The 25,436-nt window shown below is 70.1% G+C and carries 18 protein-coding genes; 6 read left to right on the forward strand and 12 right to left on the reverse strand.

The window, feature by feature from the left end; all coding sequences use genetic code 11:
- Positions 1-277 precede the first annotated feature (277 nt).
- Together FB453_RS33715 and FB453_RS33720 are read left to right on the forward strand one after the other, a co-directional pair.
- On the forward strand, positions 278-1,192 hold the full coding sequence (locus FB453_RS33715; protein ID WP_112700226.1) for a DUF1996 domain-containing protein: 915 nt from the start codon (positions 278-280) through the stop codon (positions 1,190-1,192).
- Between the two features lie 71 nt (positions 1,193-1,263).
- Positions 1,264-1,857, forward strand: a complete 594-nt coding sequence (locus FB453_RS33720) for a DUF305 domain-containing protein (RefSeq protein WP_145796824.1) — start codon at positions 1,264-1,266, stop codon at positions 1,855-1,857.
- Positions 1,858-1,865: 8 nt separating this feature from the next.
- On the opposite strand, the gene FB453_RS33725 is transcribed toward FB453_RS33720, so the two are convergent.
- The 3 genes from FB453_RS33725 to FB453_RS33735 all read right to left on the reverse strand — a co-directional run bounded on the left by FB453_RS33725 (position 1,866) and on the right by FB453_RS33735 (position 5,016).
- Entirely contained in the window at positions 1,866-2,396 is a 531-nt protein-coding gene (locus FB453_RS33725; RefSeq protein ID WP_486480595.1) for an alpha/beta hydrolase, read from the reverse strand.
- A gap of 152 nt (positions 2,397-2,548) precedes the next feature.
- The gene (locus tag FB453_RS33730; RefSeq protein ID WP_145796829.1) at positions 2,549-4,192 is read right to left on the reverse strand and encodes an ABC-F family ATP-binding cassette domain-containing protein; all 1,644 of its coding nucleotides are present in this window, start codon (positions 4,190-4,192) and stop codon (positions 2,549-2,551) included.
- 212 nt (positions 4,193-4,404) lie between these two features.
- On the reverse strand, positions 4,405-5,016 hold the full coding sequence (locus FB453_RS33735; protein ID WP_145796831.1) for a TetR/AcrR family transcriptional regulator: 612 nt from the start codon (positions 5,014-5,016) through the stop codon (positions 4,405-4,407).
- 132 nt (positions 5,017-5,148) lie between these two features.
- Between FB453_RS33735 and FB453_RS33740 the strand changes: the two genes are divergently transcribed.
- Positions 5,149-6,237, forward strand: a complete 1,089-nt coding sequence (locus tag FB453_RS33740; protein ID WP_145796833.1) for an aldo/keto reductase — start codon at positions 5,149-5,151, stop codon at positions 6,235-6,237.
- Positions 6,238-6,302: 65 nt separating this feature from the next.
- On the opposite strand, the gene FB453_RS33745 is transcribed toward FB453_RS33740, so the two are convergent.
- From FB453_RS33745 to FB453_RS33760, 4 genes are all read right to left on the reverse strand, one after another.
- Entirely contained in the window at positions 6,303-7,268 is a 966-nt protein-coding gene (locus FB453_RS33745; protein WP_145796836.1) for an alpha/beta fold hydrolase, read from the reverse strand.
- A 75-nt stretch (positions 7,269-7,343) separates the two neighbouring features.
- Positions 7,344-8,240: an acetyltransferase gene (locus FB453_RS33750; RefSeq protein ID WP_145796838.1), complete on the reverse strand. Its 897-nt coding sequence runs from the start codon at positions 8,238-8,240 to the stop codon at positions 7,344-7,346.
- Between the two features lie 159 nt (positions 8,241-8,399).
- On the reverse strand, positions 8,400-9,599 hold the full coding sequence (locus tag FB453_RS33755) for a low temperature requirement protein A (RefSeq protein ID WP_145796840.1): 1,200 nt from the start codon (positions 9,597-9,599) through the stop codon (positions 8,400-8,402).
- A gap of 115 nt (positions 9,600-9,714) precedes the next feature.
- Entirely contained in the window at positions 9,715-11,256 is a 1,542-nt protein-coding gene (locus tag FB453_RS33760) for a flavin-containing monooxygenase (RefSeq protein ID WP_145796843.1), read from the reverse strand.
- A gap of 215 nt (positions 11,257-11,471) precedes the next feature.
- Here FB453_RS33760 and FB453_RS33765 point away from each other — a divergent pair, with 215 nt between their 5' ends.
- Complete coding sequence (locus FB453_RS33765) at positions 11,472-12,434, forward strand: AraC family transcriptional regulator (RefSeq protein ID WP_145796845.1); 963 nt, start codon at positions 11,472-11,474, stop codon at positions 12,432-12,434.
- 70 nt (positions 12,435-12,504) lie between these two features.
- Here FB453_RS33765 and FB453_RS35295 read toward each other — a convergent pair whose 3' ends face one another.
- Positions 12,505-14,484 (reverse strand): pectate lyase family protein, encoded by a 1,980-nt coding sequence (locus tag FB453_RS35295; protein WP_486480592.1) that lies wholly within the window; start codon positions 14,482-14,484, stop codon positions 12,505-12,507.
- An 828-nt stretch (positions 14,485-15,312) separates the two neighbouring features.
- Here FB453_RS35295 and FB453_RS33775 point away from each other — a divergent pair.
- On the forward strand, positions 15,313-16,932 hold the full coding sequence (locus FB453_RS33775) for a pectate lyase family protein (protein WP_486480593.1): 1,620 nt from the start codon (positions 15,313-15,315) through the stop codon (positions 16,930-16,932).
- A gap of 31 nt (positions 16,933-16,963) precedes the next feature.
- Positions 16,964-19,480, forward strand: a complete 2,517-nt coding sequence (locus FB453_RS35300) for a pectate lyase family protein (RefSeq protein ID WP_486480594.1) — start codon at positions 16,964-16,966, stop codon at positions 19,478-19,480.
- 86 nt (positions 19,481-19,566) lie between these two features.
- Here FB453_RS35300 and FB453_RS33785 read toward each other — a convergent pair whose 3' ends face one another.
- From FB453_RS33785 to rhaS, 4 genes are all read right to left on the reverse strand, one after another.
- Entirely contained in the window at positions 19,567-21,003 is a 1,437-nt protein-coding gene (locus tag FB453_RS33785) for a rhamnulokinase (protein WP_145796848.1), read from the reverse strand.
- The gene (locus tag FB453_RS33790) at positions 21,003-23,036 is read right to left on the reverse strand and encodes a bifunctional aldolase/short-chain dehydrogenase (protein WP_145796885.1); all 2,034 of its coding nucleotides are present in this window, start codon (positions 23,034-23,036) and stop codon (positions 21,003-21,005) included. The genes FB453_RS33785 and FB453_RS33790 overlap by 1 nt, the downstream gene beginning before the upstream one ends.
- 37 nt (positions 23,037-23,073) lie before the next feature.
- The gene (gene rhaI / locus FB453_RS33795; RefSeq protein WP_145796850.1) at positions 23,074-24,255 is read right to left on the reverse strand and encodes an L-rhamnose isomerase; all 1,182 of its coding nucleotides are present in this window, start codon (positions 24,253-24,255) and stop codon (positions 23,074-23,076) included.
- A gap of 64 nt (positions 24,256-24,319) precedes the next feature.
- Complete coding sequence (gene rhaS / locus FB453_RS33800; protein WP_145796852.1) at positions 24,320-25,405, reverse strand: rhamnose ABC transporter substrate-binding protein; 1,086 nt, start codon at positions 25,403-25,405, stop codon at positions 24,320-24,322.
- Between the last annotated feature and the right edge of the window lie 31 nt (positions 25,406-25,436).

Consider the following 25,436-nt stretch of genomic DNA (forward strand, 5'->3'; position numbering starts at 1 on the left):
TGGATCGCCACCCGCGGCTACGCCACCAGCTGACCCACACACCACCAGCACACACCGAAGGGCCGGACCCCCACCACGGGGCCCGGCCCTTCGGCGTCTTTTCCACCAACTGCGGCACGTATTGACAATTGTCGACTTCAACGTGAGGCTGGGGGCAGTGAGAGCGCTCTCTCACACCGGCCCAACCGGCCACCACCCAGTCTGGCCAGGCACAACTCCGATGCCTTCGGCGGCGGCGCCGGAGCTGTCCCTGACCCGTCCCCCGACAGGAGTCACGATGGACAGGGCCGCACCCCTCTCCGGCATCCCCCGCCGACTGCGCCTCGCCACGGCGATCGGTGCCCTGCTGGTGCTACTCGGCACGTACCTGGTGTCCACCACCAACCGGGCCGACGCCGCCCCCGGCCGAGCCGGCGCTGACTTCGGCGCCAACGCCATCCGGGTCGCCGAGTTCCCCGCCGACTGCACCTACAGCCACCGGCTACCGGACGACCCGATCGTCTTCCCCGGGCTGCCCGGGGCGTCGCACATGCACAGCTTCTTCGGCAGCACGGTGACGAACGCCAGGACCACGCTCCCGGACCTGGTCAACTCGCCCACCACCTGCAACCCGCGGGTGGACGTCTCGTCGTACTGGGTGCCGACCCTGTATCGGGACAACGTCGCCGTGGAGCCGGCGATCGCCACGTTCTACTACCTGGGCGAGGGCGTGCGCGCCGACGTCGTCGCGAACACCCAGCCGTTCCCGCTGGGGCTGCGGCTCGTCGCCGGCAACGCGAAGGCCACCGGGCCGAACGACAGCATCGCCCGCTGGTCCTGCCTGCACGCCGGGCACGTGCCGCCGTCGAAGGACTTCGTCAACTGCCCGTCGGGCACGATGCTGGAGTCGTACCTCGACTTCCCGCAGTGCTGGAACGGCCGTGACCTCGACTCACCGGACCACAAGAGCCACCTGGCGTACCCGGTGAACCAGGCCTGCCCGAGCACCCACCCGGTGCACGTGCCGAAGTTGCGCCAGGTGCTTCGGTACCCGGTCACCGGCGACCCGTCGCGGTTCCGGCTGGCCTCCGGACCGGGTTACACGATGCACGGCGACTTCTTCAACGCCTGGCCGGTGGCGGAGCTGGCCCGCCGCGTCCAGGACTGCATCCGTCCCGTCATCAAGTGCGGTCACGACGGCCGACCGATCTGAGCGACAGCTCCACACCACTGCGGCGGGTCCGGTCACCCGGGCCCGCCGCAGTGGTCGGGAAGGGAGATCGGATGCGCAAGCCCACGGCGTTTACCCTGCTCATCGCCGTGCTGCTCGTCGCCGGCTGCGCCGACGGGCCACAAGACGCGGCCAGCACCGCCACACCACCCGTGACCGCGCCACGGGTGACGGCCGCGCCGACACCCACGGGTACGGCGTTCAACCCCACCGACATCGCCTGGCTGCAACTGACGGTGGCGATGGCCGAACGCCTGCTGCCCGTCCTCGATCTGGTGCCGGCGCGGACCACCGACCCGGCCTGGCGGCGGACGGCCACTCAGGTCGCTGGCACCCGGCGCGCCGATCTGGACCACGCCCGCCGGCTACTGGCCGACGCCGCCGCCCCGACGACGAATCCGCACGAGGGGCACGACATGCCGGGCATGGCCACGGCGCAGGAGATGACAGCGCTGCGGGCGGCCAGCGGGCAGCCCTTTCACCGCCTCCTGGCCGGGCACCTGCGGGCGCATCTCGCACAGTCGGTCCGGATCGCCACCGCGGAGCAGCAGAACGGGGTCCAGCCGGCCACCGTCGCGCTGGCGGAGGCCGTGGTCCGGTCCGGCACCGCCGACCTCGAACGACTCGATCACCTCGACCCCGCGTAGCCGCGCGCTCAGCGAGAGGTGACGATCTCGTCGAGCAGTGCGGCCAGCTCGACCGGACGGGACAGGAACGGTGAGTGGCTGGACTCGATCCGCCGGGCGTTGCTGGCCCGCTCGGCCATCTTCCCCTGCAGCGGCACCGGAATGGCCTGGTCGTTGGTGCAGACGATGTAGGTCGACGGGATTGAGCGCCACGCCGGCTCGGTCACCCGGTCCAGGCATGCCCGCAGGCGCTGGTCGACCAACTGACTGATGGCGGCCTCGGCATCGGCGTCCGACAGGTCGCCGTAGAAGGCCGCCCGCGGGTCCCCGGTGATCGGGATCAAAACGTCGGTCTCGACCGGGTCCGGCACGCCGTGGAAGCTGAACATCGACTCGCCACGGTCCAGCTGGTACGCCGTCACGTAGACGAGGTGCTCGACCTCGGACAGGCCGGTGGCGGCCTCGCTGACCGGGATGCCGCCGTACGAGTGGGCCACCACGACGACCGGCCCGCCGATCGCCGCGATCTCCTTGCGGACGGCGGCGGCGTCGTCCTGCATGCCGCCCACTGATCGGACACGATGCCGGACAGTGTGTCCGACTGAGCCAACGATAGCGGGCTCCGCCCCGCCGACCACCCGAGGCGGGTGAACTCCCGGTGTCGGTGCCGTGATCTGCGCGACCATCACCCGGCCCAGCCCGTCGTCGTCACTCACCCCAGGTCCGAGCACGGCATTCCAGCTCCCGGGAGCGAGAGCTCTCGACCTGGCCAGTGGGAGCGGAGTCTGCGGTCGTGGCTGGCCACGACGATGGCACCCGGGCCGGTGCCCAGGGCTTCCTCCAGTTCGTCGCAGAGCGTCGGCGAGAGGTGGTTGGTGGGCTCGTCGAGCAGGAGCAGCTCCGGCGGATCGGCGACGAGCACCGCCAGGGCGAGCCGACGGCGCTGCCCCACTGACAGGTCGGCCACCGGGCGGTCGAGGTCCGCCGGGGCGAGCAGCCCGAGGGACGACAGCGGTACGACCTCGGCCCGCTCCACGCCGACGGCCGCGTCGAAGACCTGCCGGGCCGTCCGCCGCGCATCCGGGAAGACGCTGTCCTGGGCGAGCAGGCCGACCCGCAGCTCCGGTCGTCGCCAGAGCGCTCCGACACCGGCCAGGTGGCCGGCGAGCACGGCGAGCAGTGTGGACTTGCCCGCGCCGTTGGGGCCGGTCACCAACAGCCGATCGCGGGACTTGAGTTCCAGGTGCGCCACCCGCAGTCGGCCGGGAACCTCCAGCCGGTCCGCCGTGACGATGACCCCGTCGCTGTCGCCAACGGCGAGTGCCGGCGCGTGGAAGCGCAACGGCTCCGACGGCACCGGAACGGGGTCGCGCTCGATCGTCTCCAGTCGACGGACTGCGTCGCGAACGCGACGGGAGATCTGGTTCTGGACGCGGCCGGCGGTGTGCCCGTACCCCATCTTCTCGCTGTCGCGCGGGCCCCGGCCGTGGGCGACCTGATGCCCGGTCACGGCTGCGGCCTCGCGCAGGTCGGCCAGGAGCGCCTGCTCGTCGTCGTAGCGCCGCCGCCATCGTTGCGCCTCGGCCCGCTTCGCCGTCAGGTACGCGGTGTAGCCGCCGCCGAAGCGGACCGGCCCGTCGACCGCCGGGTCCAGGTCGATGAGATCGGTGCAGACCGCGTCCAGGAAGGCACGGTCGTGAGTGGCCACCGCGACCACCCCCGGCATGGCACGAAGCTGGTCCTCGCAGAACGCCGCCGCCGCGTCGTCGAGATGGTTGGTCGGCTCGTCGAGCAGCAGCGCGCTCGGCCGGCGGATCAGCATCGCCGCGAGGGCGAGGCGGCCACGTTGCCCACCGGAGAGCACGCCCACCATGCGGTCGTGGGGCAGCCCGCCGAGACCGAGGCCGTCGAGGACCGTCCGGGCACGCCGGTCGGCGTCCCAGGCGTCGCGGTCCTGCGCCCGCTCCAGCACTTCGCCGTACGCGGCCAGCAGCCGGTCGTGCTGCTCGGTGCCCTCCGGCGAGTCGGCGAGCGCGACGCCGATCCGGTCCAGCTCGGCGAGGTCGGCGCGAGCCTCGCGCAGCGCGTCGTCGAGGACGGCGGCGATGGTGGTGGATGTCCGGAAGGGCAGTTCCTGGTGCAGGAAGCCGACGTCCGGTGGGCGCGTGACGGTGCCGGAGTCGGGTACGTCGACGCCGGCCAGGACCCGCAGCAGTGTCGTCTTGCCGGTGCCGTTCTCACCGATCAGGCCGATCCGGTGGCCGGGCGCGGCGGTCAGGGAGACGCCGTCGAGCACCCGGCGGTCGCCGCAGACCCGCACGAGGTCATGGGCGATGAGAGCAGGTCGAACAGACATGGGGAACCTCGGAGAACGACGATCCGGGGCGCGCAGCGGCAACCCGGCGGAAGCAGGACATGACGACGGAGGCCGCGGCGACAAAGGCGCGATCACGCGCCCGTCGGCGGCCGGTCCGGGTGCTCACCCGGAGATGTCGTCGTCACCTGCCACGTCTGCTCCGATCTCCGAAAACTCGGGCGCAAGGATAACTCGGCGTCGCGGGCCTCGGCTCAGCTCCCGCCCGTCCGGGCGCCTGCCCGCAGCGAATCGATGGTGAGGTCGAGGACGGCTTCGAGGTGGTCGATCTTTCCGGTGGAGAGCAGCAGCAGCACCCCGCCCTGGATGCCGGCGAGCAGCGCCGCGGCGGCCCGGTCGGCGTCGAGGTCCGGGTCGATGTCGCCGGTCGACTGCATGTGCCGGATGCCCTCGGTGATCGCCTTCTGCCAGCGCCACATGAGCCCGGTCACGATCGCCTGCGCGCCAGGCGCCCGCCGGCCGGTCTGACCGAGCAGACCGTTGAGGGGGCACTTCACCCCCTGCGCGAGATACCGCTCGATCAGTCGGTCGCGCCAGGCGAGCCAGGCCGGCCAGGACGTCAAATTGCTCAGCATCGGCTCCTGGTCGATGAGCACCTGGTCCGCCTCGTGCTGGGCCACCGCGAGCAGCAACCCCTCCTTCCCGTCCGGGAAGTAGTGAAAGAGCTGACCCTTGCTGGTGCCGGTGTGGGCCATCACATCCTCGAGGCGTACCTCGTCGACGCCGCGCTCGCGGACTTCGGCGGCGGCACCGGCGACGATCCGCGCCCGGGTCGCCTCGCCCTTGCGGGTCAACGCCCGTGTCATGAGACCTCCTGGTCTGGATCTGCGGGTCCAACCCTATCCCGGTTTTTGGACTTGCAGGTCCATTTTTGCCGAGCAAAGGTCTGGAACGCGCGGTCCGCAGCGGGCCGACACCACGATCGGGAGGGCACCACGATGAACCACTACTACCTGCTCGGGCGGTCCGGTCTGCGGGTGAGCCGGCTGGCGCTGGGCACGATGAACTTCGGCGTCGACGGGTTCCACGCCGCGTACGGCAAGACCGAGGACGAGGCCGAGCCGATCTTCCGGCAGTACCTGGAGTCGGGCGGGAACTTCATCGACACTGCGGACTTCTACACCGCCGGCGAGAGCGAGAAGATCCTCGGCCGTCTGATCGACCGGGCCGGCGCACGAGAGCGGCTCGTGCTCACCAGCAAGGCCACCAACACCGTCGACCCGAGCGACCCGAACGCGAGCGGCAACGGCCGCAAGCACATCATGCGGGCCGTGGAGGCGTCGCTGCGCCGGCTCGGCACCGATTACATCGACCTGTACCTGCTGCACACCTGGGACCGGATCACCCCGGTCGAGGAGGTCGTGCACACCTTCGACGACCTGGTGCGCTCCGGCAAGATCCGCTACGCCGGGCTCTCCGACGTACCGGCCTGGTACGCGGCTCGGGCGCAGAGCTACGCCGAGGCGCACGGGCTGGCCCCGATGATCAATGTGCAGCTGCCGTACTCCCTGGTCACGCGCGACATCGAGGCGGAGCACGTGACGATGGCCCAGACCCTGGGCATGGGGCTCACCGCGTGGAGCCCGATCGGCGGGGGTCTGCTCAGCGGCAAGTACCGGCGTACCGGCGAGGGCATGACCGGGACCGGCCGGTTGACCAACCCCGACGCCGCTGGTCGGGAGATCAGCGCCAGTGACTGGCAGGTGATCGAGGCGCTGGAGAGCGTGGCCGCCGAGTTGGGGCGCAGCATGGCGCAGGTGGCGATCAACTGGGTGGCCACCCAGCCCGCCGTCGGTTCGGTGGTGATCGGAGCGAGCAGTCCCGACCAGCTCGCCAGCAACTTCGGTGCGCTCGACTTCGAGATCCCGGCCGACGCCCGCCACCGGCTCGACGAGGCGAGCGCCCCGAAGGTCCCGCTGCTCTACTCCATGTTCACCCCGCAGTACCAGTCCTGGGTGGTGAGCCCCGGCCTCGGTATCGGCGACAAGCCGACCGGCTACGCCCCTCCGGTGTTCAACGGCAAGTAGAACCTCGCCAGGCACCATCGCGCCCGCCACGCTCCTGCCCGCGGGGCGGGGGCGGGGCGGCGGCGCTACCGATGGGTCGGCGCGTCGGTCGTCGGCGCTGGCTCACCCTCGTACAGCGCTACGTACCGCCGGCGCCACTCGTCGCCGTGGGCGCCGAGGTTGAGGGTGTTGTGTTCGACGCCCAACGTCTCCGGCAGGGTGCACACCCGCAGCGGTATCGCGTTCGCATCGGCGATCCGGCGCGGCACCCGGACCGCTGCCCTGAGGTCCACCACGCCGTCGAGCGGGCTGATCGCGACCGCCGCGGTCCGCAGACCGGTCCGCCGGGGCGGGTTCGGCAGGGTACGGGCGATCGTCAGGTACTGGGTGACGGCGGCGAGCGAATAACCACGTGACGTGACGCGATCCCGGAGAACGCGACGCCCGTACAGCACGATCAGCGGTTTCACCGCGTAGGCCGGCGCCTGTCGCGGATTCGGACCGAAGAACGGCGACAGCAACAGCAGATGCCGTACGACGTTGCCCGGCACCTGGGCCAGCCAGGCGGCCAGCACGGCGCCGCCGGAGATCCCCACGACGCCGACCTCGTCTCCCAGAGCCGCCGCGACGGCCCACCCCTGCGCGGCGTACGTCGTCAGCTCACCGGCCTCGACCCGGTGGTGGGCCCGCCGGTCGACGGTCCCGTGCTGGGGCGCCCGGGGAACCCAGACGTTGTACCCACTGTCGAAGAACTCCTCGGCCAGCCCTTCGTACTGCTCGGGCGCGAGTGTGTACCCGTGCAACAGCAGCACGGCCCGGCCGGTACGGGAACCGTGGCTCAGCAAGCGGCTGCGCGACTCCGGTCGCACCTCCGGATCGGCCGTCTCGGCGGCGATGATGGCCGCGGCGGCACGGGTGGCCGTGTCGAAGTCGAGCGGTCCGGCCGGCGCGACCCGTAGGCCACGGCGGCCCACCGGCCAGAGGTAGAGCCCGGCGATCGCCGCCCCGACGAGCGCCAACCCGCCGACGAGAAGCGCGATGATCTCCGGCATGGTCAGATGCTGACAGGGGCCGCGCTCGACGCTGGCTGAGGGGGTGCGCCCGGGTGACCGGGCGCACCCGGTCAGCTATTCCTGACTGTTCGGCGGCGCGAAGACGACCCGGGAGCGCAACTGCCGAAAGCCGGTCCGCTCCAACTCCGCCAGCACGGTCACCCGGTGCGATTCCACATCGGCGATGACCTCGCGGGCACCGCCGGCGGCCAGCACCCGGACCGCCTCGGCCAACAGCTCGGGCCGGGCCGCCTCGTCGAGGAGGCCGAGATAGGCGAGCAGGGGGTAGCAGGCGTCCCCGGCCGTGCCGACAAGCCCGACCGGGTTGCCGGCCGCCAGGGCGATGCGCCACTCCTCGGTGTTCTCGCCCAACCAGGCCAGCGGGTCGGTGGCGAGGTCGACGCCGCCGACCACCCGCGCGATCTCGACGCCGGTCAGCACGTCCGGCTCGGCGACCCTGGCGACCACGGCCTTGACCTCCGCCACGTCGACGGGTGGGCGGAAGTCGTACCGCCCGGACGATGCCGGCAGAGGGGTGCCCGTCCAGGAACAGCGGAGCCGCTCCCCCCGCTCGACCAGCCCGGCGAGTCGGGCGGCCTCCATGGGCGCCCGCACCACGGCCAGCACCTCGGGCCGACGCCGCCAGTGCGCCGGCAGTGCGGCGTAGTACAGACCGGGCCCGCCCAGCGCCTCGTGGGCGGCGCGCAGCAGCTCGGCGCCCACCTCCGGCTCGGCGTCCAGATCGAACCGGTCCAACCAGGGGGCACCGACGGCGCCCGGCGGAAGGAGCCAGGCGGCCCGACCCACCAACCGGCCGGCGCGCAGTGCGACCCAGGTGTTCTCGGGCCGGTAGCCGCCGCCGGCGATCCCGTCGGTGTACGCGACCTGGCGTAGTTGGGGCAGCGGATCAGGCATGGAGTCGAACAGGTTTTCCTCGCCCGCGACGAGCGGACGGATGACCAGATCAGTCATGGGTTGGTCCTCCGGGAAGCGCGCGCCCCGGATCAGATCCGCGCGGACGCCGGAGCGCGGAGGGGGCGCAGAACATCGGACATTGTTCTGACCTCCTTCCCAGCTCGACGGCGTGCCCGACGACCATACGCGGCCTGGTCGCCGGCTCGCAACGGGTCGTCACAGCGTCGGATTGGTCTCCGCCCCACGCTTGTGGGCACGCTGGTCGTACACGGTGATGCCGGCCAGGATCACCGCCGCGACGGCCGCCACGGCGACCGGCGGGAGCAGCACCATCGGCGGAGCCGCCACGGCGAGCGCCACCGCGCCGTAGTACAGCGCCCGACACCGTGGCGCGGATCGGTCCTCCCGCTCCAGGGCGCTCCGCCCGATCAAGAACAGCACCGGGCCGCCGAAGATGATGGCCACGAGAGCCCAGTCGATCGGCGGGTGCGGATCCTCGATGACCTGACCGAAGCCGACGGCGGTGCAGATGATGCCACCGACGATCAGCAGCAGGCTGTAGCTCGCCCACCGGGACAGCTGGATCCCCTGTCCCCTCGCGTTAGCGGCATGGCCGGATCTGACGTGGTAGAAGTAGATCCGCCAGAACGAGACGACTACCACGAACGAGGCGACGAGGACGATGGTTCCCTCGGTGGTGAAGCCCGGGAAGCTGACCGCGGCGCCGGCTTCGAGCACCACCTCGGCGAGAGCGATCATGAAGAACTGGTTGTACCGCTCGGCGAGATGCTCCTGCGAGACGGTGACCCCCGAGCTGGTGAGCTGTCTCCTTCCCATCCGGGGCAGGGGGTAGGTGGTGGCGGCGCCGATCAGCTCGATGGCGAGAGCGAGGGTCCAGAAGACGCCCCGACCGAGACCACCGCTGATGCCGCCACTGATCCAGAGCACGCTGGACGCCAGGTGCCAGGTCAGCACCCGGAGCGCGAACGCCTGGCCCGCGTGACCCCGCAGGGCGAGCGACGTGAAGAGCGGTCGACCGACCTGGATGACGACGTAGGTGCAGGCGAAGACGACGCCGCGTTGGCCGAAGGCCTGCGGCAGGGTGACCGCCAGCACCAGCGTGCCGAACATCGTCGCCAGCAGGACGGCCTGCAAATCGGGGCGACGGGGGTCGTAGGTGCTCGCCAGCAGAGCGTTGAGCGACCAGATCATCCACATCGCCGTGAAGAACAGGACGGTCTGGCCCGCCTCGGACAGCAGCGTGTGCCGGACGATGGTCAGGTCGTCCGCGACCCGCCCGGCGAGGCGAGCCAGCGCGAAGACGTAGACGATGTCGAAGAGCAGTTCCAGGACGGTGGCCGAGCGTGGGCTCCTACTGTCCCCGAGCCCACGAAAGAACTCGGTGCGCGTCAGCACGGAGGGCGAGACAGCTCAGCCGGCCAGGGCCGCCGGCGTGGGCACACCACTGTGGTGACCCTGTTCCGCTGCCATCGTCCCCGAGCCTCCCTCGCCGACCGGCCCCGCCTGATCCCTATCTGCGTATTTTATCCATCTTCATCGGGTTTCCGTCGTTGATGGCGGATACCGGGTCGGCGGTACGCCGGATCATCTGTGCCGTCACCCTGCGGTACGAGCCCGGGTCGACGGGGAACAGCCACTGCCGGGCCCGGGTCAGCGGGCCGACGTTGAGCCCCAACTCGTCCAGCACCTCGTCGACGTTGTGCATCGAGAACGGGATGATGTTCGTGCCGCGAGCGTGCCGTCCGTTGGTGCGCTTGGTCATCCAGAACAGCCGGGCGCGCACCTCGTCGCGCATCTGTACCTCGGTCGGCAGCGTGATCCCACCCCGCAGGTGCGCGGCCGTCCAGACCGCCGCCATCTCCGCGCTGAGCGGGCTGAAGAACGACGAGTTGTAGCCGGCGAACGTCAGCCGCGGCACGCCGATCGGCAGGATCTGCCGGTAGAGCATGAAGTTGCCGGCGTCGTCCTGGAGGCGGGCGTGCAGCGCGTCGTCGAAGAACGGCACGTGCTGGCGGAAGCCGGTGCCACAGATCACCAGGTCGGCGGGGAGCACAGTGCCGTCGGCCAGGCGGGCGGCGGGCCGGCCGCCGTCGACCAGCAACTCGGTGATCACCTGTTCCCGGTGCACGGCGATGCGACCGTCGGTGACCCGCTCGAAGAAGCCCTCGGTGGCGAGGCTGACAGTGCTGCGGGCGATGTCCTCGAAGCTGCCGTTGGGCACGAGACCCAGCTCGCGCAGCTTGAACTGCCGGGTCGCGACCGAGCCGACGCTGTCGACCATGCGCCGGCGCAGACCGTTCCCCGGGCCGTGCAGGAACCGCTCGAAGCCCCTCAGGTGCAGGTAGCGGAAGAGCGCCTCACCCATCCGGGTGAGCAGCAGGTACTTGTAGTTGAGCGCACCACCGAGCTTGCGGGGCATCTTCCAGAGCAGTTCGCGCGCCACCACGTGGGTCTGGGCGGCGACCTCGCTCACCGGGACCGCCACGTCGCAGGACGACTTGCCGTACCCGACCACGAGGACGTTCTTACCTCGGGCCGCCTCGATGTCGTGGAACTCCCCCGTCGCCAGTACGCGCCCCCCGGCGGCGGTGAAGTTCGCGTGCCCGGCGAAGGACGGGACGAACGGGTCGGAGAAGATGCCGTTGGCGACGATCAGGTGGTCGTACCGTTCCACGGTCAGCGGGTCCTGGGCACCCGCCGGCCGCGAGGTGACCAGCCACCCGGTCTCGTCGTTGACCAGCTCGGCCGAGGCGACCTCCGTGGACAGGCGCAGCGCGCTGGACAGCCGGAACTTCTCCACATAGCTCTCCAGGTACCGCTGGACCTGCTCTCCCGACGGCCACTGCGGGTAGTCGGCGGGCATCGGCAGGTCGGAGAGGTGGTAGGTGCCCTTGTCGTTCTGGGTGTGCAGGCCGGGGTATCGCCGGGTACGACTCCACACCCCACCCACGTCGGGCGCGCGCTCGAACACTGTGACGTCGAATCCGCTCTGCCGCAGCACCTTCGCTGCGCTCACACCGGCGAATCCGGCACCGACGACGGCAATCCTCATGATCTCCTCCGAAGGACGTACGAACCGTGCCGGCGCTGACCGCCCGCGGTGGTCGCACGCTAGCGAGCAGGCCGGCAAGGTCGCTATCCGCTCGACGCGGGCGCTGTCCGCGCTACGCAGTTGGACCCTTTTCCTGTCGGGTCGGCGGCTTTCGGGTCTGGTCCGGGCCGGTCGCGCCTTACGGTCAGCGCGACGGGACGCCCGGGAGGTGTCGGATGGATGCGGTGACGGTCCGGACGGACGATGTCGACCGGGCTCGCGCCGAGGTGGGTCGGGTCTTCTGTCCACACCGGCTCACCCCGCAGGCGGGTGTGCACACCGTGCAACTGCGGATGGCGGCTCGCCGAGCGGGTGGGGTGGGCGTCATCGATCTGGACTACGGGCAGGCGGTGCGCATCCAACCGCCGGCGCTGGAGACCTTCTACCTCGTCCAGATCCCCAGCGCCGGCAGCACGATGGTCCGGCACGCCGGTCAGACCGTGACCTCGACCCCGGACGTCGCCTCGGTGCTGTCCCCGTACGACTCCTCGGACATGCGGTGGTCCGAGGGATCGCCGCACCGGATCTTCTACGCCGACCGACGGGCCGTCGACCGGGAACTCGCCCGCCTGCTGGGCCGCCCGGTGGACGACCCGGTCCGCCTCGACGTCGGCATGCTCATGACCACGCCGACCGCGCAGGCGTGGGCGCGTGGGGTGGCGTTCCTCGCCGACGAGCTGTCCCAGCCGGCCGACGCATCCCTGTTCGACCACCCGCAGGTAGCCGCCCGTTTCGAACAGGGGCTCATCGGCAAGCTGTTGCTGGCCCATCGGCACAGCCACTCCCACCTGCTGGCCGAGCCGGGCCAGCACGCCCACCCCGGGCGTCTCGTCCGCCGGGCCTGCGCCCTGATCTCCGAACACCACGGGGAGGCACTGACCGTCGGTGATGTCGCCGAGGCGCTACGGGTGAGCGTACGAACACTGCAGGACTGTTTCCGCCGTGAGTTGCAGACCACCCCGACCGCGTACCTGCGGGCCTGCCGGCTCGACGCGGCACACCGCACGCTCCGCTCGGCCGCGCCGGGGGCGTCCGTGACGACTGTTGCCCTGCAACACGGCTTCGTGCACCTCGGTCGGTTCGCGACCGAGTACCGGACGCGATTCGGGGAGTCACCGTCCGCGACCCTGCGGCGCTGACCGGGCCGTCCCGCGTCGTACCGCCCAGGCCGCGTGCTGGGCACCACCTCGACGGTACGACCTGCGGGCGTCAGGTCAGTCGGCCGACCCCGGCACCCGCGGTGACCAGCGCCGGAACGTTTGCCGCCGGGTCCAGCTGGTACGGGTAGTAGGTTCGCGGCTCCGTGACCGTGCCGGCGGTCTCGGGCTGGCCGGAGTTGACGAAGACGTTGCCGCGCTGCACGGCACGGCCAGGGCCGCTGTCGGCGTACCCGCTCGCGGAGTGCAGCGGGTACGGGACGTCCCGGAAGTAGTTGCCCTCGACCAGGACGCCGGCGTTCTCCGTCGACGCGACGCCGTAGAGGGCGTTGCCGAGGAAATAGTTGTTGTAGACGTGCACCGGCTCGCCGAACCGCACCCGGGGATGGCGTTGGCGGCTGTGGTCGAAGAAGTTGTGGTGGATGCTCACCTTCAGGTGCCCGACGTCGGTGGACGCCGCGCCGTCGGAATGCCCGATGAGCATGCTCTTGTCAGCGTGGTCGAAGTGATTCCAGGAGACCGTCACGTAGTCGGCGCCCCGCACGATGTCGACCGAGCCGTCGATCGCGCCGGCGAAGCGGTTGTGGTCGATCCAGATGTGGTGGGAGTTCTGGCCGACGTTTATCGCGTCGTCCTCGGCCTCGGTGAAGTTGATGTTGCGGACGATCACGTTGTACGACCGGTAGAAGTCCAGCCCACCCCCGGTGATCTCGGCGTTCCCCACGCCGATGATCGTCTTGTGCGGGCGCACCCCCTGCTTGCTGCTGATCCGGATCACGCCGCTGACCTGGATGACCATCGGCCCGATGGTGTCGATGTAGTCGAGGAAGTCCGCCGCGTTGGTCGCGGTGACCACCGGGCCTCCTGCTCCGCCGGTCGTACCGTTCTGACCGAGCGCGGCGACGCTGGCGAACCCGTCCGGTTGGTTGGCCGGTACCGCGCTCGGCGAGGCACCGGCGAGTGTCGACGACACCTTGCCCACCCCGGCACCGGCCGGAACCGTGGTCGGGATGTCGGCGGCGGGGGTGAGCTGGTAGGGGTAGTAACCACGCGGATCGGGAACGGTGCCGCGGGTCTCGATCGGATGGTTGCAGGCGACGAGGATGTTTCCCCGTGCCACGATCCGGCCCAGATCGCCGCTGAAGTCCACCCGGCCGGGGTTGTTCACGGAGTAGAAGTAGTTGTTCTCCATGAGCACGGCGGCGTCGTAGGTGGACGCGACCCCGTAGCTGTTGTCGTAGTAGTAGTTGTTGTAGACGTGCGCCAACGCGGAGAACCGTACCCTGGGGTTGCGCTGGTCGGAACGGTCGAAGAAATTGTGGTGATAGGTGACCCGCAACCGGCCGGTGTCCTGCGGTCCGGCGTCCTCGTCATGTCCCAGTAGCAGCGTCTTGTCGTGATCGTGGAAGTGATTCCAGGAGACGGTCACATAATCTGATCCCCGTTTGATGTCGACCGCACCGTCATCACCATTCGAGAACTCGTTGTGGTCGATCCAGATGTGGTGGGAGAACATCTGCACGTTGATCAGGTCGTCGCTCGCGCCGGTCAGGTGCAGGTTGCGAATGATGATGTTGTGTACGGCGTTCGCCGGCGGCGCGGTGACGTCGTCGTCGACCGGCACACCGATGTTCAACCCGCCACCGGCGAGCATGGCGGTGGCGCCGAGCCCGATGATGGTCTTGTCCGAGGCGACGTCGTGCATTCCGTCATTGCTGCCCGCGGGCAGGTTGATGGTGCCGGAGACCTGGATGACGTAGGGGCCCGGCCGTGCGATGTAGTCCAGGAACTGGGCGGTGGTGGTGGCGGTGACGGTGGGTCCGCCGGCTCCGCCGGTGGTGCCGGCCTGGCCGAGCGCGGCGACGCTGGCGAAGCCGTCAGCGGGACCGGCCACAGCGCTGGTGGCGGGGATCGCCGTGGCGGTGGGCGCGGCTTGGGCCAACCCGGGCGGGGTGAGCAGGACGGTGGCGAGCCCGACGGCGGCGAGGGACCACCAGCGCGAGGCGGTACGGCGAGCGGGGGTGGAGAACATCTGGCCGCCTTTCGCGGGGGGCGAATCGCGGACCGGGGCGGGTCCGACGGGCCGCGGCGGCGAGCCCGAACCGGTCCGCGGTGCCTGGACGTCGGCGTCACGGGGCAGGGGCGAGCGCCGGATCGGCCGGCGATCCGTGGCGGTGGGGTGCGAGGGCGGAAAGCGCTTTCCGGAACCCATGCTAGGCGCGGTGATTAATTCATGTCAATCAACGGATCTTCGTTTCCTGCAAACGGTTGTTGCATTGATCATGGTCTACGTTCATGATCTCGCTACCAGCAGGGGACGGTAAGACGGCTCCCATCCTCACCAACGCGGATAAATGCCGCAGGTTCGCGGCGGGGCATTGACGCCCATCCAGCTTCTGTGGTTCCTTCGCTGCAAACCTTTGCAGGTTCGGGAGGTGACTTCCGGTGCCAGCGACGGCCATCAACCAAGACCTCCGCACCCCGCGCCGACACGCCGCCGCACCGCCCGACGGATCGTTCGGCCGACTGACGGCAAGCGCCGGCGGAGGCCGCCGGGCCCGCGCCACGAAACACCGGTCGAGCACAGGAAAGCCGCGACAACTGAACACCAGCCGCCGCGAAACATGCGTTGAAAGGCTGCAGAGAACTGGTGCGACCGTTCGGTGGAAATCGCACCGAACAAAGGACAGCTCGGCCGCCAGCGGCCGGGCAATACGCATTTCCCGAATAGTCTGCAACATACCTGCACACTCAATTCATTGACTCTCGCCAGTACGTCTCCCTACCGTTCGTGTATGGCTCATTTCAATTCCGTTACGTCGACGGACATCTGAGCCCGCCACCACCACCAGGGAGGCCCATGATGAAATCTTTGAACCCTCGGGGCCGGCCGAGGCCCCGGCTGATCGCGGCGGCGCTCGCCGCCGGAGCGCTCGCCGCCACAGCGGTGCTCATCGCCACCCCGCCCGCCTTCGCCGACACGCTGCTCAGCGACGACTTCTCCGACGGCAACTCGACGGGCTGGTCGCGGTCGGGAGGCAGCTGGTCGGTGGTGACCGACGGTTCACTGGCCTTTCGGCAGTCCGGCACCAGCAGCGACGCCCGGGCGTTGACCTCCGCCCCAGGCTGGACGGACTACGGCGTCCAGGCGCGGGTCAGACCCACCGGGTTCGGCGGCACGAACCGGCACGTCGGGGTGATCGCCCGGGCACAGAACAGCAGCAGCTACTACGCGTTGGCGGTCACCGCCAGCGGCGGCGTGCAACTGCTCCGGCGCGCCGGTGGAGACCCGGTGGCGCTCGACTCGGCCGCCGGCGGCGTGACCACCGGCAGCTGGGCCACGCTGCGCCTGGAGGCCGTGGGCACGACACTGCGGGGCTACGTCAACGGCGCACTGGTGGTCGAGGCGACCGACAGCGCGTTCGCCGCCGGCCGCGCCGGGCTCGCCACGTCGTACGCCAGCGCCTCCTTCGACGACGTCCGGGTGGACACCGAGACCGGAGCGCCTGGGGAGCCACCAGGCGAGCCGACACTGCCACCCACCGAGCCGCCACTGGACCCGGGCGCACCGCCGATCGGCTTCGCGTCGGTGAACGCGCTCGGCCAGATCGGCACCACCGGCGGCGCGGGTGGTCCGACAGTCACCGTCGACACCGCCGCCGAGTTCCTCGCCGCGATCGGGACCGCCGGCGCGTTGAACATCCGGGTCAGCGGCGTGATCGCGCTACCCGGCCCGATGCACGACGTGACCTCGGACAAGACGATCGTCGGCGTGGGCGCCAGCTCGGGCATCACCGGCGGCGGCCTGAACATCGGCCTGCCGGTGAGCACCGCGACCAGCCCGCCCGCCAACGCGGTGCACAACGTGATCGTCCGCAACCTGAACTTCCGCAACACGGTGGACGACGCGATAAACGTGCAGATGTTCTCGCACCACATCTGGATCGACCACAACGACCTGGCGTACGGCTACGACGGACTGATCGACATCAAGCGTGGCGTCAGCTACGTCACCGTCTCCTGGAACCACACCCACCATCACACGAAGAACATGCTGCTCGGACACGACGACAGCAACGCCGCCCAGGACACCAACTATCTGAAGGTGACCTACCACCACAACTGGTTCGACCGGACGCCGCAGCGCAACCCTCGGGTCCGTTTCGGCGAGCCGGTGCACGTGTTCAACAACTACTTCGTCTACAACACCGACGTCGGGGTCGCCTGTCAGCTCAACTCGGGCTGCGTGGTCGAGGGCAACTACTTCGAGGACGTCGAGGTGCCGTGGTCGATCAGCTACGCCGGGTCCAAGGGTCGGCTGATCGCCCGGAACAACGTGCTCGCCGGCACCAGCGAGCCGGGTGACGCGGGTGGCTCGGTGCAGGAGCCCAGCACCTACTACCCGTACACGGTCACCGATCCGAACACCATCAAGTCGGTCGTCTCGGCCGGCTCCGGCACCGGAAAGCTCGGCTTCTAGCAGCGACAGCTGCCACCACCAAGGAGGTTCCGTGCACACCACCGAAACCTGGCGAAGGCATCGCCGAGGTCTCCTGCTCACCATCGGGGCCGCGCTCGCCGCGGTCGCCCTCGCCCTCGGCATGGGCGCCACCGGCGCCTACGCCGACACCCTCTTCACCGACGACTTCGAGGACGGCAACGCCACCGGATGGACCGCGTCCGGGGGAAGCTGGACCGTCGCCACCGACGGCTCCCGGGTCTACCGGCAGTCCGGCACCAGCAGCGACGCCCGGTCGTTGGCCGGTACGGCGAGCTGGACCGACTACTCGGTCCAGGCCACCGTCAAGCCGACCGCGTTCAACGGCTCCAACCGCTTCGTCGCGCTGCTGGCCCGGGCGCAGAGCAGTACGAGCTACTACTACCTGGCTCTGCGCAGCAACAACACCGTCGAGCTCAAGCGGCTCAGCGGGGGCTCCAGCACCACGCTGGACAGCGCCGCGACCACGGTGACCGTCGGCACCGCGTACACGCTGCGGATCGACGTCGCCGGCAGCTCGCTGAAGGGCTACGTCAACGGCACCCTGCTGACCGAGGCCACCGACAGCCAGTTCGCCAGCGGCCGGATCGGTGTCGCCACCTTCAACGCCAGCGCGAACTTCGACAACGTCCAGGTCACCAGCGCCACCCCCGGGCCGGACCCGACCGACCCGACGCCGACCCCGCCCGGTGACCCGGGCACGAACGTGGCGGACGGCTGGGCGTCGGTCGACGCCTGGGGTCAGAACGGCACCACCGGTGGGGCCGGGGGCCCGACCGTCACGGTGACGACCGCGGCGCAGTTCATCGCCGAGGCCGCCTCCGCCGGTCCGAAGATCATCCAGGTCAGCGGACTGATCGCCCTGCCCGGCCCGATGCACGAGATCACCTCGGACAAGACGATCGTCGGGCTCGGCGCCAACTCGGGCTTCACCGGCGGCGGACTCAACATCGGCCTGCCGATCGACAACGCGGTCACCAGCCCGCCCGCGAACGCCGTGCACAACGTGATTCTGCGGAACCTCAACTTCCGCAACTGGGCCGACGACGCGATGAACGTGCAGATGTTCTCCCACCACATCTGGATCGACCACAACACCTGGACCACCGGCTCGGACGGCGGCCTCGACATCAAGCGCGGCTCGTCGTACGTGACGGTGTCCTACAACCACGCCGACGGCACCAACAAGAACATGCTGCTCGGGCACGACGACGGCAACGCCGCGCAGGACACCGGACGGCTGAAGGTCTCCTACCACCACAACTTCTTCGACGAGACCCGTCAGCGCAACCCCCGGGTCCGCTTCGGCGACCAGGTGCACGTCTACAGCAACTACTACCTCAACACCGGTGACTACGGTGTCGCCGCGACGGAGAACTCCGGCGTGATCGTGGAGGGCAACTACTTCGAGAACGTCGACGACCCGTACCACCTCGCCGAGGCCGACTCCGGCCCCGGTCGGCTCGTCGCCCGCAACAACTGCCTCATCAACTCGGGCGCGGGTGAGACCGGCGGCAGCGTGACCAACCCGCCGTACGAGTACACCATCACCACCGCCTGCGACATCAAGGCCTTCGTGACCGCGCAGGCCGGGGTCGGCAAGGTCGGCCTGCCGGGCGGGCCGACCAGCCCGCCCCCGACGACCCCTCCCCCGACCACCCCGCCGCCGACCACCCCACCGCAGACCGGCCTGGTCGGCTGGGCCACCCAGAACGGTGGCACCACCGGCGGCGCGGGTGGTCAGACGGTCACCGTCTCCGACGGCCCGGCGCTCGCCGACGCCCTGGAGTCGGCAGCACCGCTGATCATCCGGGTGCAGGGTTCGCTCACCATGCCGGACAAGATGAACGACGTCCGGTCGAACAAGACAGTGCTCGGCGTCGGCAACGCCACGCTGGACAACGGGCTGAACGTCAGCAGCGCCAGCAACGTCATCATCCGCAACCTCACCTTCCGGGGCTGGGACGACGACGCGGTCAACGTGCAGAACTCGCGCAACGTCTGGATCGACCACAACACCTTCGACGGCGGCTACGACGGCGCGTTGGACATCAAGCGGGAGTCCGACTTCGTCACCGTCTCGTGGAACCGGGTCACCAACCACACCAAGAGCATGCTGCTCGGCCACGACGACGGCTTCACCGCCGACATCGGGCACCTGCGGGTGACCTACCACCACAACTGGTTCGACGGCAGCAAGGAGCGGCACCCCCGGGTCCGGTTCGGCGACCCGGTGCACGTGTTCAACAACTACTACTTCGGCGCGGACTACGGCGTCGCGTCCACCATGGGCGCCGGTGTACTCGTCGAGGGCAACTACTTCGAGAACGTGACCCGGCCGACAGCGGTCGGCTACGCCGAATCGGACCCGGGCGACCTCGTCCAGCGCAACAACGTCTTCGTCAACTCCGGTGCGCCGGAGAGCGCGGGCGACGTCGCGGCCATCCCCTACTCCTACCAACTCGACGCCGCCAGCGGTGTGAAGGCGAGCGTCACCGCAGGTGCCGGCGCCGGACGCATCACGGTCTGACCCGTTGAACGGGGCGGCGGTCACCGGACCGCCGCCCCACTCCTGCCTGTGGAGCGCACCGGTCAGACCGCCAACCGCCCGCACGCTCAGTCCGCCCATCCGAGCCTTCGGGCTGCGGCGCGCCACGCCGTCGCGTCGGGGCGTGGCTCGTACCGCACGATCTGTTGCGTCCCACGCAGCACGGACCGCAGCTCGGCCAGGCCACCGCCGATCACGCCGAGGGTCCGGGCCTGCACCAGGGCGTTGCCCAGGGCGGTGGCCTCGACCGGCCCGGCGAGGACCGGCAGGCCGCAGGCGTCGGCGGTGAGCTGACAGAGCAGGTCGTTGCGGGCGCCGCCGCCGACGACGTGCACCGCGTCGACGTGCCGACCGGAGAGCTGCTGCGCTTGCTGGACGGCGCGCCGGTGCGCCAACGCGAGGCTGTCCAGGATGCACCGGACGGTCGCCGCCGGGTGCTCCGGCACCGGCTCGCCGGTACGTCGACAGGTCTCGGCGATGCGGGCGGGCAGGTCACCGGGTGGCAGGAACGTGGGGTTGTCCGGATCGACCACGGACCGGAAGGCCGGCTGTTCGGCCGCCTGACGGAGCAGGGCGGGCAGGTCCGTGGTGCCCCAGGTACGCAGTGACTCCTGCAGCGGCCAGAGGCCCATCACGTTACGTAGGTAGCGGAACGTGCCGTCGACGCCGGATTCGTTAGTGAAGTTGGCCCGCCGGCTCGCCTCGGTGAGCACCGGGGCGTCCAGCTCGACGCCGACCAGCGACCAGGTGCCGCAGGAGATGTAGGCGAAGTGCTCACCCACCGCCGGCACTCCCACCACGGCCGAGGCCGTGTCGTGCGATCCCACCGCCACCACCTCGGGCGTTCCGGGCAGATCGAGCGTGGGCAGCACGGGGCCGATCCGGGTTCCCGGCTCGCGCAGCGGCGGGAACATCTCGCCGCGGATCCCCGCGTCGGCCATCAGGTCGGTGGCCCAGGTGCGGCGGCGCAGGTCGTACAGCTGGGTGGTGGAGGCGTTGGTGACCTCGGCGCCGATCACACCGGTGAGCCAGTAGGCGATGAGGTCCGGGATCAGCAGCAGCCGGTGCGCGGCCTCCAGCTGAGGCGTTCCGGCGGCGGCGACGAGCTGGTAGAGGGTGTTGAACGGCAGATGTTGCAGCCCGGTCGTGGCATACAGCCGCGCCGGGCCGAGCTGCTTCGCCACCCGGTCACCGACGCCCTCGGTACGCCCGTCGCGGTAGTGCACCGGATTGCCGAGCAGAGCACCGGTGGCGTCGAGCAACCCGTAGTCCACCGCCCAGGTGTCGATGCCGAGACCGGCGACCGGACCGGCGGCGCGCAGCCCCTCCAGGACGCCCCGGTAGAGCGCCAGGACGTCCCAGTGCAGGGTGCCTGCGACCCGCACCGGATCGTTGCGGAACCGGTGCGCCTCGGTCAGCTCCAGCGTCCCTGGCCCGACACGAGCGAGCATGACCCGGCCGCTGGACGCGCCCACGTCCACGGCGGCCAGTCGCACGGCGGTCATCAGCGGAGGAAGGCTGCGGCGACCCCGGCGTCCACCGGGATGTGCAGCCCCGTGGTGTGCGACAGCTCGCCGCCGGTGAGCACGAAGACCGCGTTGGCGACGTGCTCGGGCAGCACCTCGCGCTTGAGCAGCGTGCGCTGGGCGTAGAACTCGCCCAGCTTCTCCTCCGGCACGCCGTAGACGGCGGCCCGCTGCGCACCCCAGCCCCCGGCGAAGATGCCGGAGCCGCGGACCACCCCGTCCGGGTTGACACCGTTGACCCGGACGCCGTGGCCGCCGAGTTCGGCGGCGAGCAGGCGGACCTGGTGCGCCTGGTCGGCCTTGGCCGCGCCGTACGCCACGTTGTTCGGGCCGGCGAACAGCGAGTTCTTGCTGGAGATGTAGACGATGTCCCCGCCCATCCCCTGCGCCAGCAGCACCCGCGCGGCCTCCCGCGAGACGAGGAAGGAGCCCTTGGCCATCACGTCGTGCTGGACGTCCCAGTCCGCCTCGGTCGTCTCCAGCAGCGACCTGGACAGCGAGAGCCCGGCATTGTTCACGACCAGGTCCACTCCACCGAAGGCGAGCACCGCGTCGCGCAGGGCGTTCGCGACGGCCGTACCGTCGCTGACATCGACGGCGACGGCGACCGCCACGTCGGTGCCGCCGATCTCCGTGGCGACCGCGCCGGCCGCCTCGGCGTCGCGGTCGGCGACCAGGACGCACGCGCCTTCCGCGGCGAGCCGGTGGGCGATGGCCCGGCCGATGCCGGAGCCACCGCCGGTGACGAACGCGATCCGCGTGGCGAGGGCCTTCGGCTTCGGCATCCGCTGAAGCTTCGCCTCCTCCAACACCCAGTACTCGATCCGAAACTTCTCGGCCTCGTCGATCGGCGCGTAGCGTGACACGGACTCCGCGCCGCGCATCACGTTGATGGCGTTGAGGTAGAACTCGCCGGCGACCCGGGCGGTCTGCTTGGTGGCACCGAAACTGAACATGCCCACGCCCGGCACCAGCACGACGGCCGGATCGGCACCACGCATCGCGGGGCTGTCCGGACCGGCGTGCCGCTCGTAGTACGCGCGGTAGTCGTCACGGTAGGCGGCGTGCAGCTCGCTGAGGCGGGTGAGCACGGCCTCGACGGGGGCGGTGGGCGGCAGGTCGAGCACCATCGGACGGACTTTGGTACGCAGGAAGTGGTCCGGGCAGGAGGTGCCGAGGGCGGCGAGTGCGCGGTGCTTCTCCCGCGCGACGAAGTCGAGCACCACGTCACTGTCATCGAAGTGGCCCACCTGCGGCCTGTCGGTGGACGCCAGACCCCGCAGTACCGGGAACAGCGCCGCCGCCCGACGCCGACGTTCGTCCGGTGGCAGCGGCTGGTAGCCGGCGATGACCGGGCCGAACGGTTCAGCCTGGCCCCGCTCGTCGAGGAACGCCTGTGCGTCCCGGATCATCTCCAGCGAGTTGCGTTCGCACTCGTCGCTGGTCGCGCCCCAGGCCGTGATGCCGTGCCCGCCGAGGATCACACCGATCGCGCGTGGGTTGGCTCGCGCCGCCGCGGCGATGTCGAGGCCGAGTTGGAAACCGGGCCGTCGCCAGGGCACCCACAGCACCCGGTCGCCGAAGATCTCCTTGGTCAGCTCCGGCCCGTCCTCGGCGGTGGCGATCGCGATTCCGGCGTCGGGGTGCAGGTGGTCGACGTGCGCGGCGTCGACGAGGCCGTGCATGGCGGTGTCGATGGACGGCGCGGCACCGCCCCGGCCGTGCAGGCAGTAGTCGAACGCGGCGACCATCTCGTCCTCGCGCTCCACGCCGGGGTAGACGTCGACGAGGGCGCGGAGGCGGTCCAGCCGCAGCGCGGCCAATCCGGACGCGGTGAGCGTGCCGAGGTCACCGCCGGAGCCCTTGACCCACAGCAGCTCGACCGGACCGCCGGTGGCCGGGTCGGTGGCCGCACCCTTGGCCGAGGTGTTGCCCCCGGCGTAGTTCGTCGTGGTCGGGTCCGCGCCGAGCCGGTTGCTGCGCGCGATCAGCGCCTGAACCTCGGATTGCATGGTCCTCACGTCCTCAGTCTGCGAATCTGTGTGGCGATCAGGCGCCCCAGCCGGCCTGTTGGCCGCCAGCGCGTTCGGCGCGGATCCGCTCGAAGTAGCCGGAGCGGGCGTACGCGGCCATCGGGTCCGGATCCAGGCCCACCTCCGCGCGCAGGTCGGCGAGCAGCGGTCGGACGTCGCTGTTGTACGCGTCCATCAGCACGGCGTTCGCGGCGAGCACGTCGCCGCTGCGCTGTGCGGCGGCCAGCGCGTCCGCGTCGACGAGGAGGGCCTTCGCCGTGGCCTCCTGCACGTTGAGCACCGAGCGGATGATGGCGGGGATCTTCGCCTCGATGTTGTGGCACTGGTCGAGCATGAAGGCGATGCCGGCTTCCGGCGCCAGTGCGTCGCCACGGACGATCTCGTACATGATCCGGAACAGCTGGAACGGGTCCGCCGAACCGACCATCAGATCATCGTCGGCGTAGAAGCGTGAGTTGAAGTCGAACGCGCCGAGCTTGCCGGCCCGCAGCAGGAACGCGACGATGAACTCGATGTTCGTACCGGGGGCGTGGTGCCCGGTGTCGATGACCACCTGCGCCTTCGGCCCCAGTTCCAGGCAGTGCGCGTACGCGGTGCCCCAGTCCGGCACGTCGGTGCTGTAGAACGCCGGCTCGAACAGCTTGTACTCCAGCAGCAGCCGCTGGTCGTCGCCGAGCCGGTCGTACGTCTCGCGCAGCGCCGCCGCGAGCCGGTCCTGCCGGGTGCGGATGTCGTCCTGGCCCGGGTAGTTGGTGCCGTCGGAGAACCAGAGCTTCAGGTCGCGGGATCCGGTGCGGTCCATGATGTCCACACACTCGAGCAGGTGGTCGACGGCCTTGCGGCGTACCCCCGGATCGGGGTTGGTGACGCTGCCCAGCTTGTAGTCGTTGTCCTGAAAGACGTTGGCGTTGATCGCGCCCAGGGCGACGCCGCGCTCCGCCGCGTACGCGGCCAGCTCGGCGTAGTCGTCGACCCGGTCCCACGGGATGTGCAGCGCCACAGTGGGTGCGATGCCGGTGAGCTGGTGTACGACCGCCGCGTCGGCGACCTTCTCGTACGGGTTACGCGGCACCCCCTCCTGCGGGAAGACCTTGAACCGGGTTCCAGAGTTGGCGTACGCCCAGGATGGCGTCTCGATCTGCTGGGACCGCAGGGCCTGCCTGACCCGTTCGAGGGTCTGCGTGTCGGGCAGCGTCATGGTGTCTCTCCCGTCGGCTCCCCGGTCGGTGCACGGCGTGCGCCGGCACCGACCGGAAGGGCGCTCAGAACTGGAACTGGTCGATGTTGTTCTTGTCGAACACGGTGGGCGGGCCGAGGATGACCACCCCGTCCTTGGCGACGGTGAACTCGCCGAGCTTGCCGGCCTTGAACTTGTCGCCCTCGGCGCCGGTGATCTGACCGGAGGCCAGGGCCGCACCGGCGTACGCGGCGAGGTAGCCGAGGTCGGCCGGGCTCCACAGGGCGAACGCGTCGACAGTGCCGTCCTTGACGTACTGGCGCATCTGGTTCGGCGTGCCCAGGCCGGTCAGCTTGACCTTGCCCTTGTACTGCGACCCGCTGAGGTAGCGGGCGGCGGCGGCGACACCGACGGTGGTGGGCGAGATGATGCCCTTGAGGTTCGGGTACGACTGCAGCAGGCCCTGGGTCTCCTGGAAGGACTTCTGGTCGTCGTCGTTGCCGTACGCCACGGTGACCAGCTTGATCTTGCTGTACTCGGGCTTCGCCAGCTCCGTCTTCATCAACGCGATCCAGGCGTTCTGGTTGGTCGCGTTGGCGGTGGCGGAGAGGATCGCGATCTCGCCGGCACCACCGATCTGCTCCGAGATGAGCTTGACCTGGTTCTCGGCGATGCCCTCGGCGGTGACCTGGTTGACGAAGACCTGGCGGCACTCCGGCTTGGTGTCCGAGTCGAAGGTGACGATCTTCGCGCCGGCCGCCTTCGCCTGGTTCAGCGCCCCGCAGATCGCGTTCGGGTCGTTGGCCGAGGTGACGATCACGTCCATGCCCTGCTGGGACAGGGTGTTGATGTAGCTGACCTGGGACGAGGCGCTGGCCTCGGAGGGACCGACCTCCTTGAACTCACCCTTGATCTCGGTGACCGCGTCCTTGCCGCCGTTGTCCGAGACCGTGAAGTACGGGTTGTTGAGCTGCTTCGGCAGGAAGGCGATCTTGAGTCCTTCCCGGAGAGCGGCGTTGGGATTGGCGGCGCCGCTGGCCTGGTTGCCGGCACCGGAGTCGTTGTCGGTGTCGTCCCGGGTGGTGCCGCCACAGGCCGTGGCGCTGAGCAGCAGTGCGACGAGAGTGAGGCTGGTGGCCCCGACGCGGAGCCCTCTGCGGTACGCGGACATCGTCATCCTTCCGGGGGTGGTTGGTGCGCGG

The sequence above is a fragment of the Micromonospora sp. CNZ322 genome (assembly GCF_007827755.1).

Bases quoted from the DNA above. Each gene is read 5' to 3' on its own strand.
- FB453_RS33760 (WP_145796843.1), bottom strand. From the start codon at position 11,256: ATGAGGATTGCCGTCGTCGGTGCCGGATTCGCCGGTGTGAGCGCAGCG.
- rhaI (WP_145796850.1), bottom strand. From the start codon at position 24,255: ATGACGCTGCCCGACACGCAGACCCTCGAACGGGTCAGGCAGGCCCTG.
- rhaS (WP_145796852.1), bottom strand. From the start codon at position 25,405: ATGTCCGCGTACCGCAGAGGGCTCCGCGTCGGGGCCACCAGCCTCACT.
- FB453_RS33715 (WP_112700226.1), top strand. From the start codon at position 278: ATGGACAGGGCCGCACCCCTCTCCGGCATCCCCCGCCGACTGCGCCTC.
- FB453_RS33740 (WP_145796833.1), top strand. From the start codon at position 5,149: ATGAACCACTACTACCTGCTCGGGCGGTCCGGTCTGCGGGTGAGCCGG.
- FB453_RS33725 (WP_486480595.1), bottom strand. From the start codon at position 2,396: ATGCAGGACGACGCCGCCGCCGTCCGCAAGGAGATCGCGGCGATCGGC.
- FB453_RS33720 (WP_145796824.1), top strand. From the start codon at position 1,264: ATGCGCAAGCCCACGGCGTTTACCCTGCTCATCGCCGTGCTGCTCGTC.
- FB453_RS35295 (WP_486480592.1), bottom strand. From the start codon at position 14,484: ATGTTCTCCACCCCCGCTCGCCGTACCGCCTCGCGCTGGTGGTCCCTC.
- FB453_RS33790 (WP_145796885.1), bottom strand. From the start codon at position 23,036: ATGCAATCCGAGGTTCAGGCGCTGATCGCGCGCAGCAACCGGCTCGGC.
- FB453_RS33775 (WP_486480593.1), top strand. From the start codon at position 15,313: ATGATGAAATCTTTGAACCCTCGGGGCCGGCCGAGGCCCCGGCTGATC.
- FB453_RS33730 (WP_145796829.1), bottom strand. From the start codon at position 4,192: ATGTCTGTTCGACCTGCTCTCATCGCCCATGACCTCGTGCGGGTCTGC.
- FB453_RS33745 (WP_145796836.1), bottom strand. From the start codon at position 7,268: ATGCCGGAGATCATCGCGCTTCTCGTCGGCGGGTTGGCGCTCGTCGGG.
- FB453_RS33735 (WP_145796831.1), bottom strand. From the start codon at position 5,016: ATGACACGGGCGTTGACCCGCAAGGGCGAGGCGACCCGGGCGCGGATC.
- FB453_RS33750 (WP_145796838.1), bottom strand. From the start codon at position 8,240: ATGACTGATCTGGTCATCCGTCCGCTCGTCGCGGGCGAGGAAAACCTG.
- FB453_RS33785 (WP_145796848.1), bottom strand. From the start codon at position 21,003: ATGACCGCCGTGCGACTGGCCGCCGTGGACGTGGGCGCGTCCAGCGGC.
- FB453_RS33765 (WP_145796845.1), top strand. From the start codon at position 11,472: ATGGATGCGGTGACGGTCCGGACGGACGATGTCGACCGGGCTCGCGCC.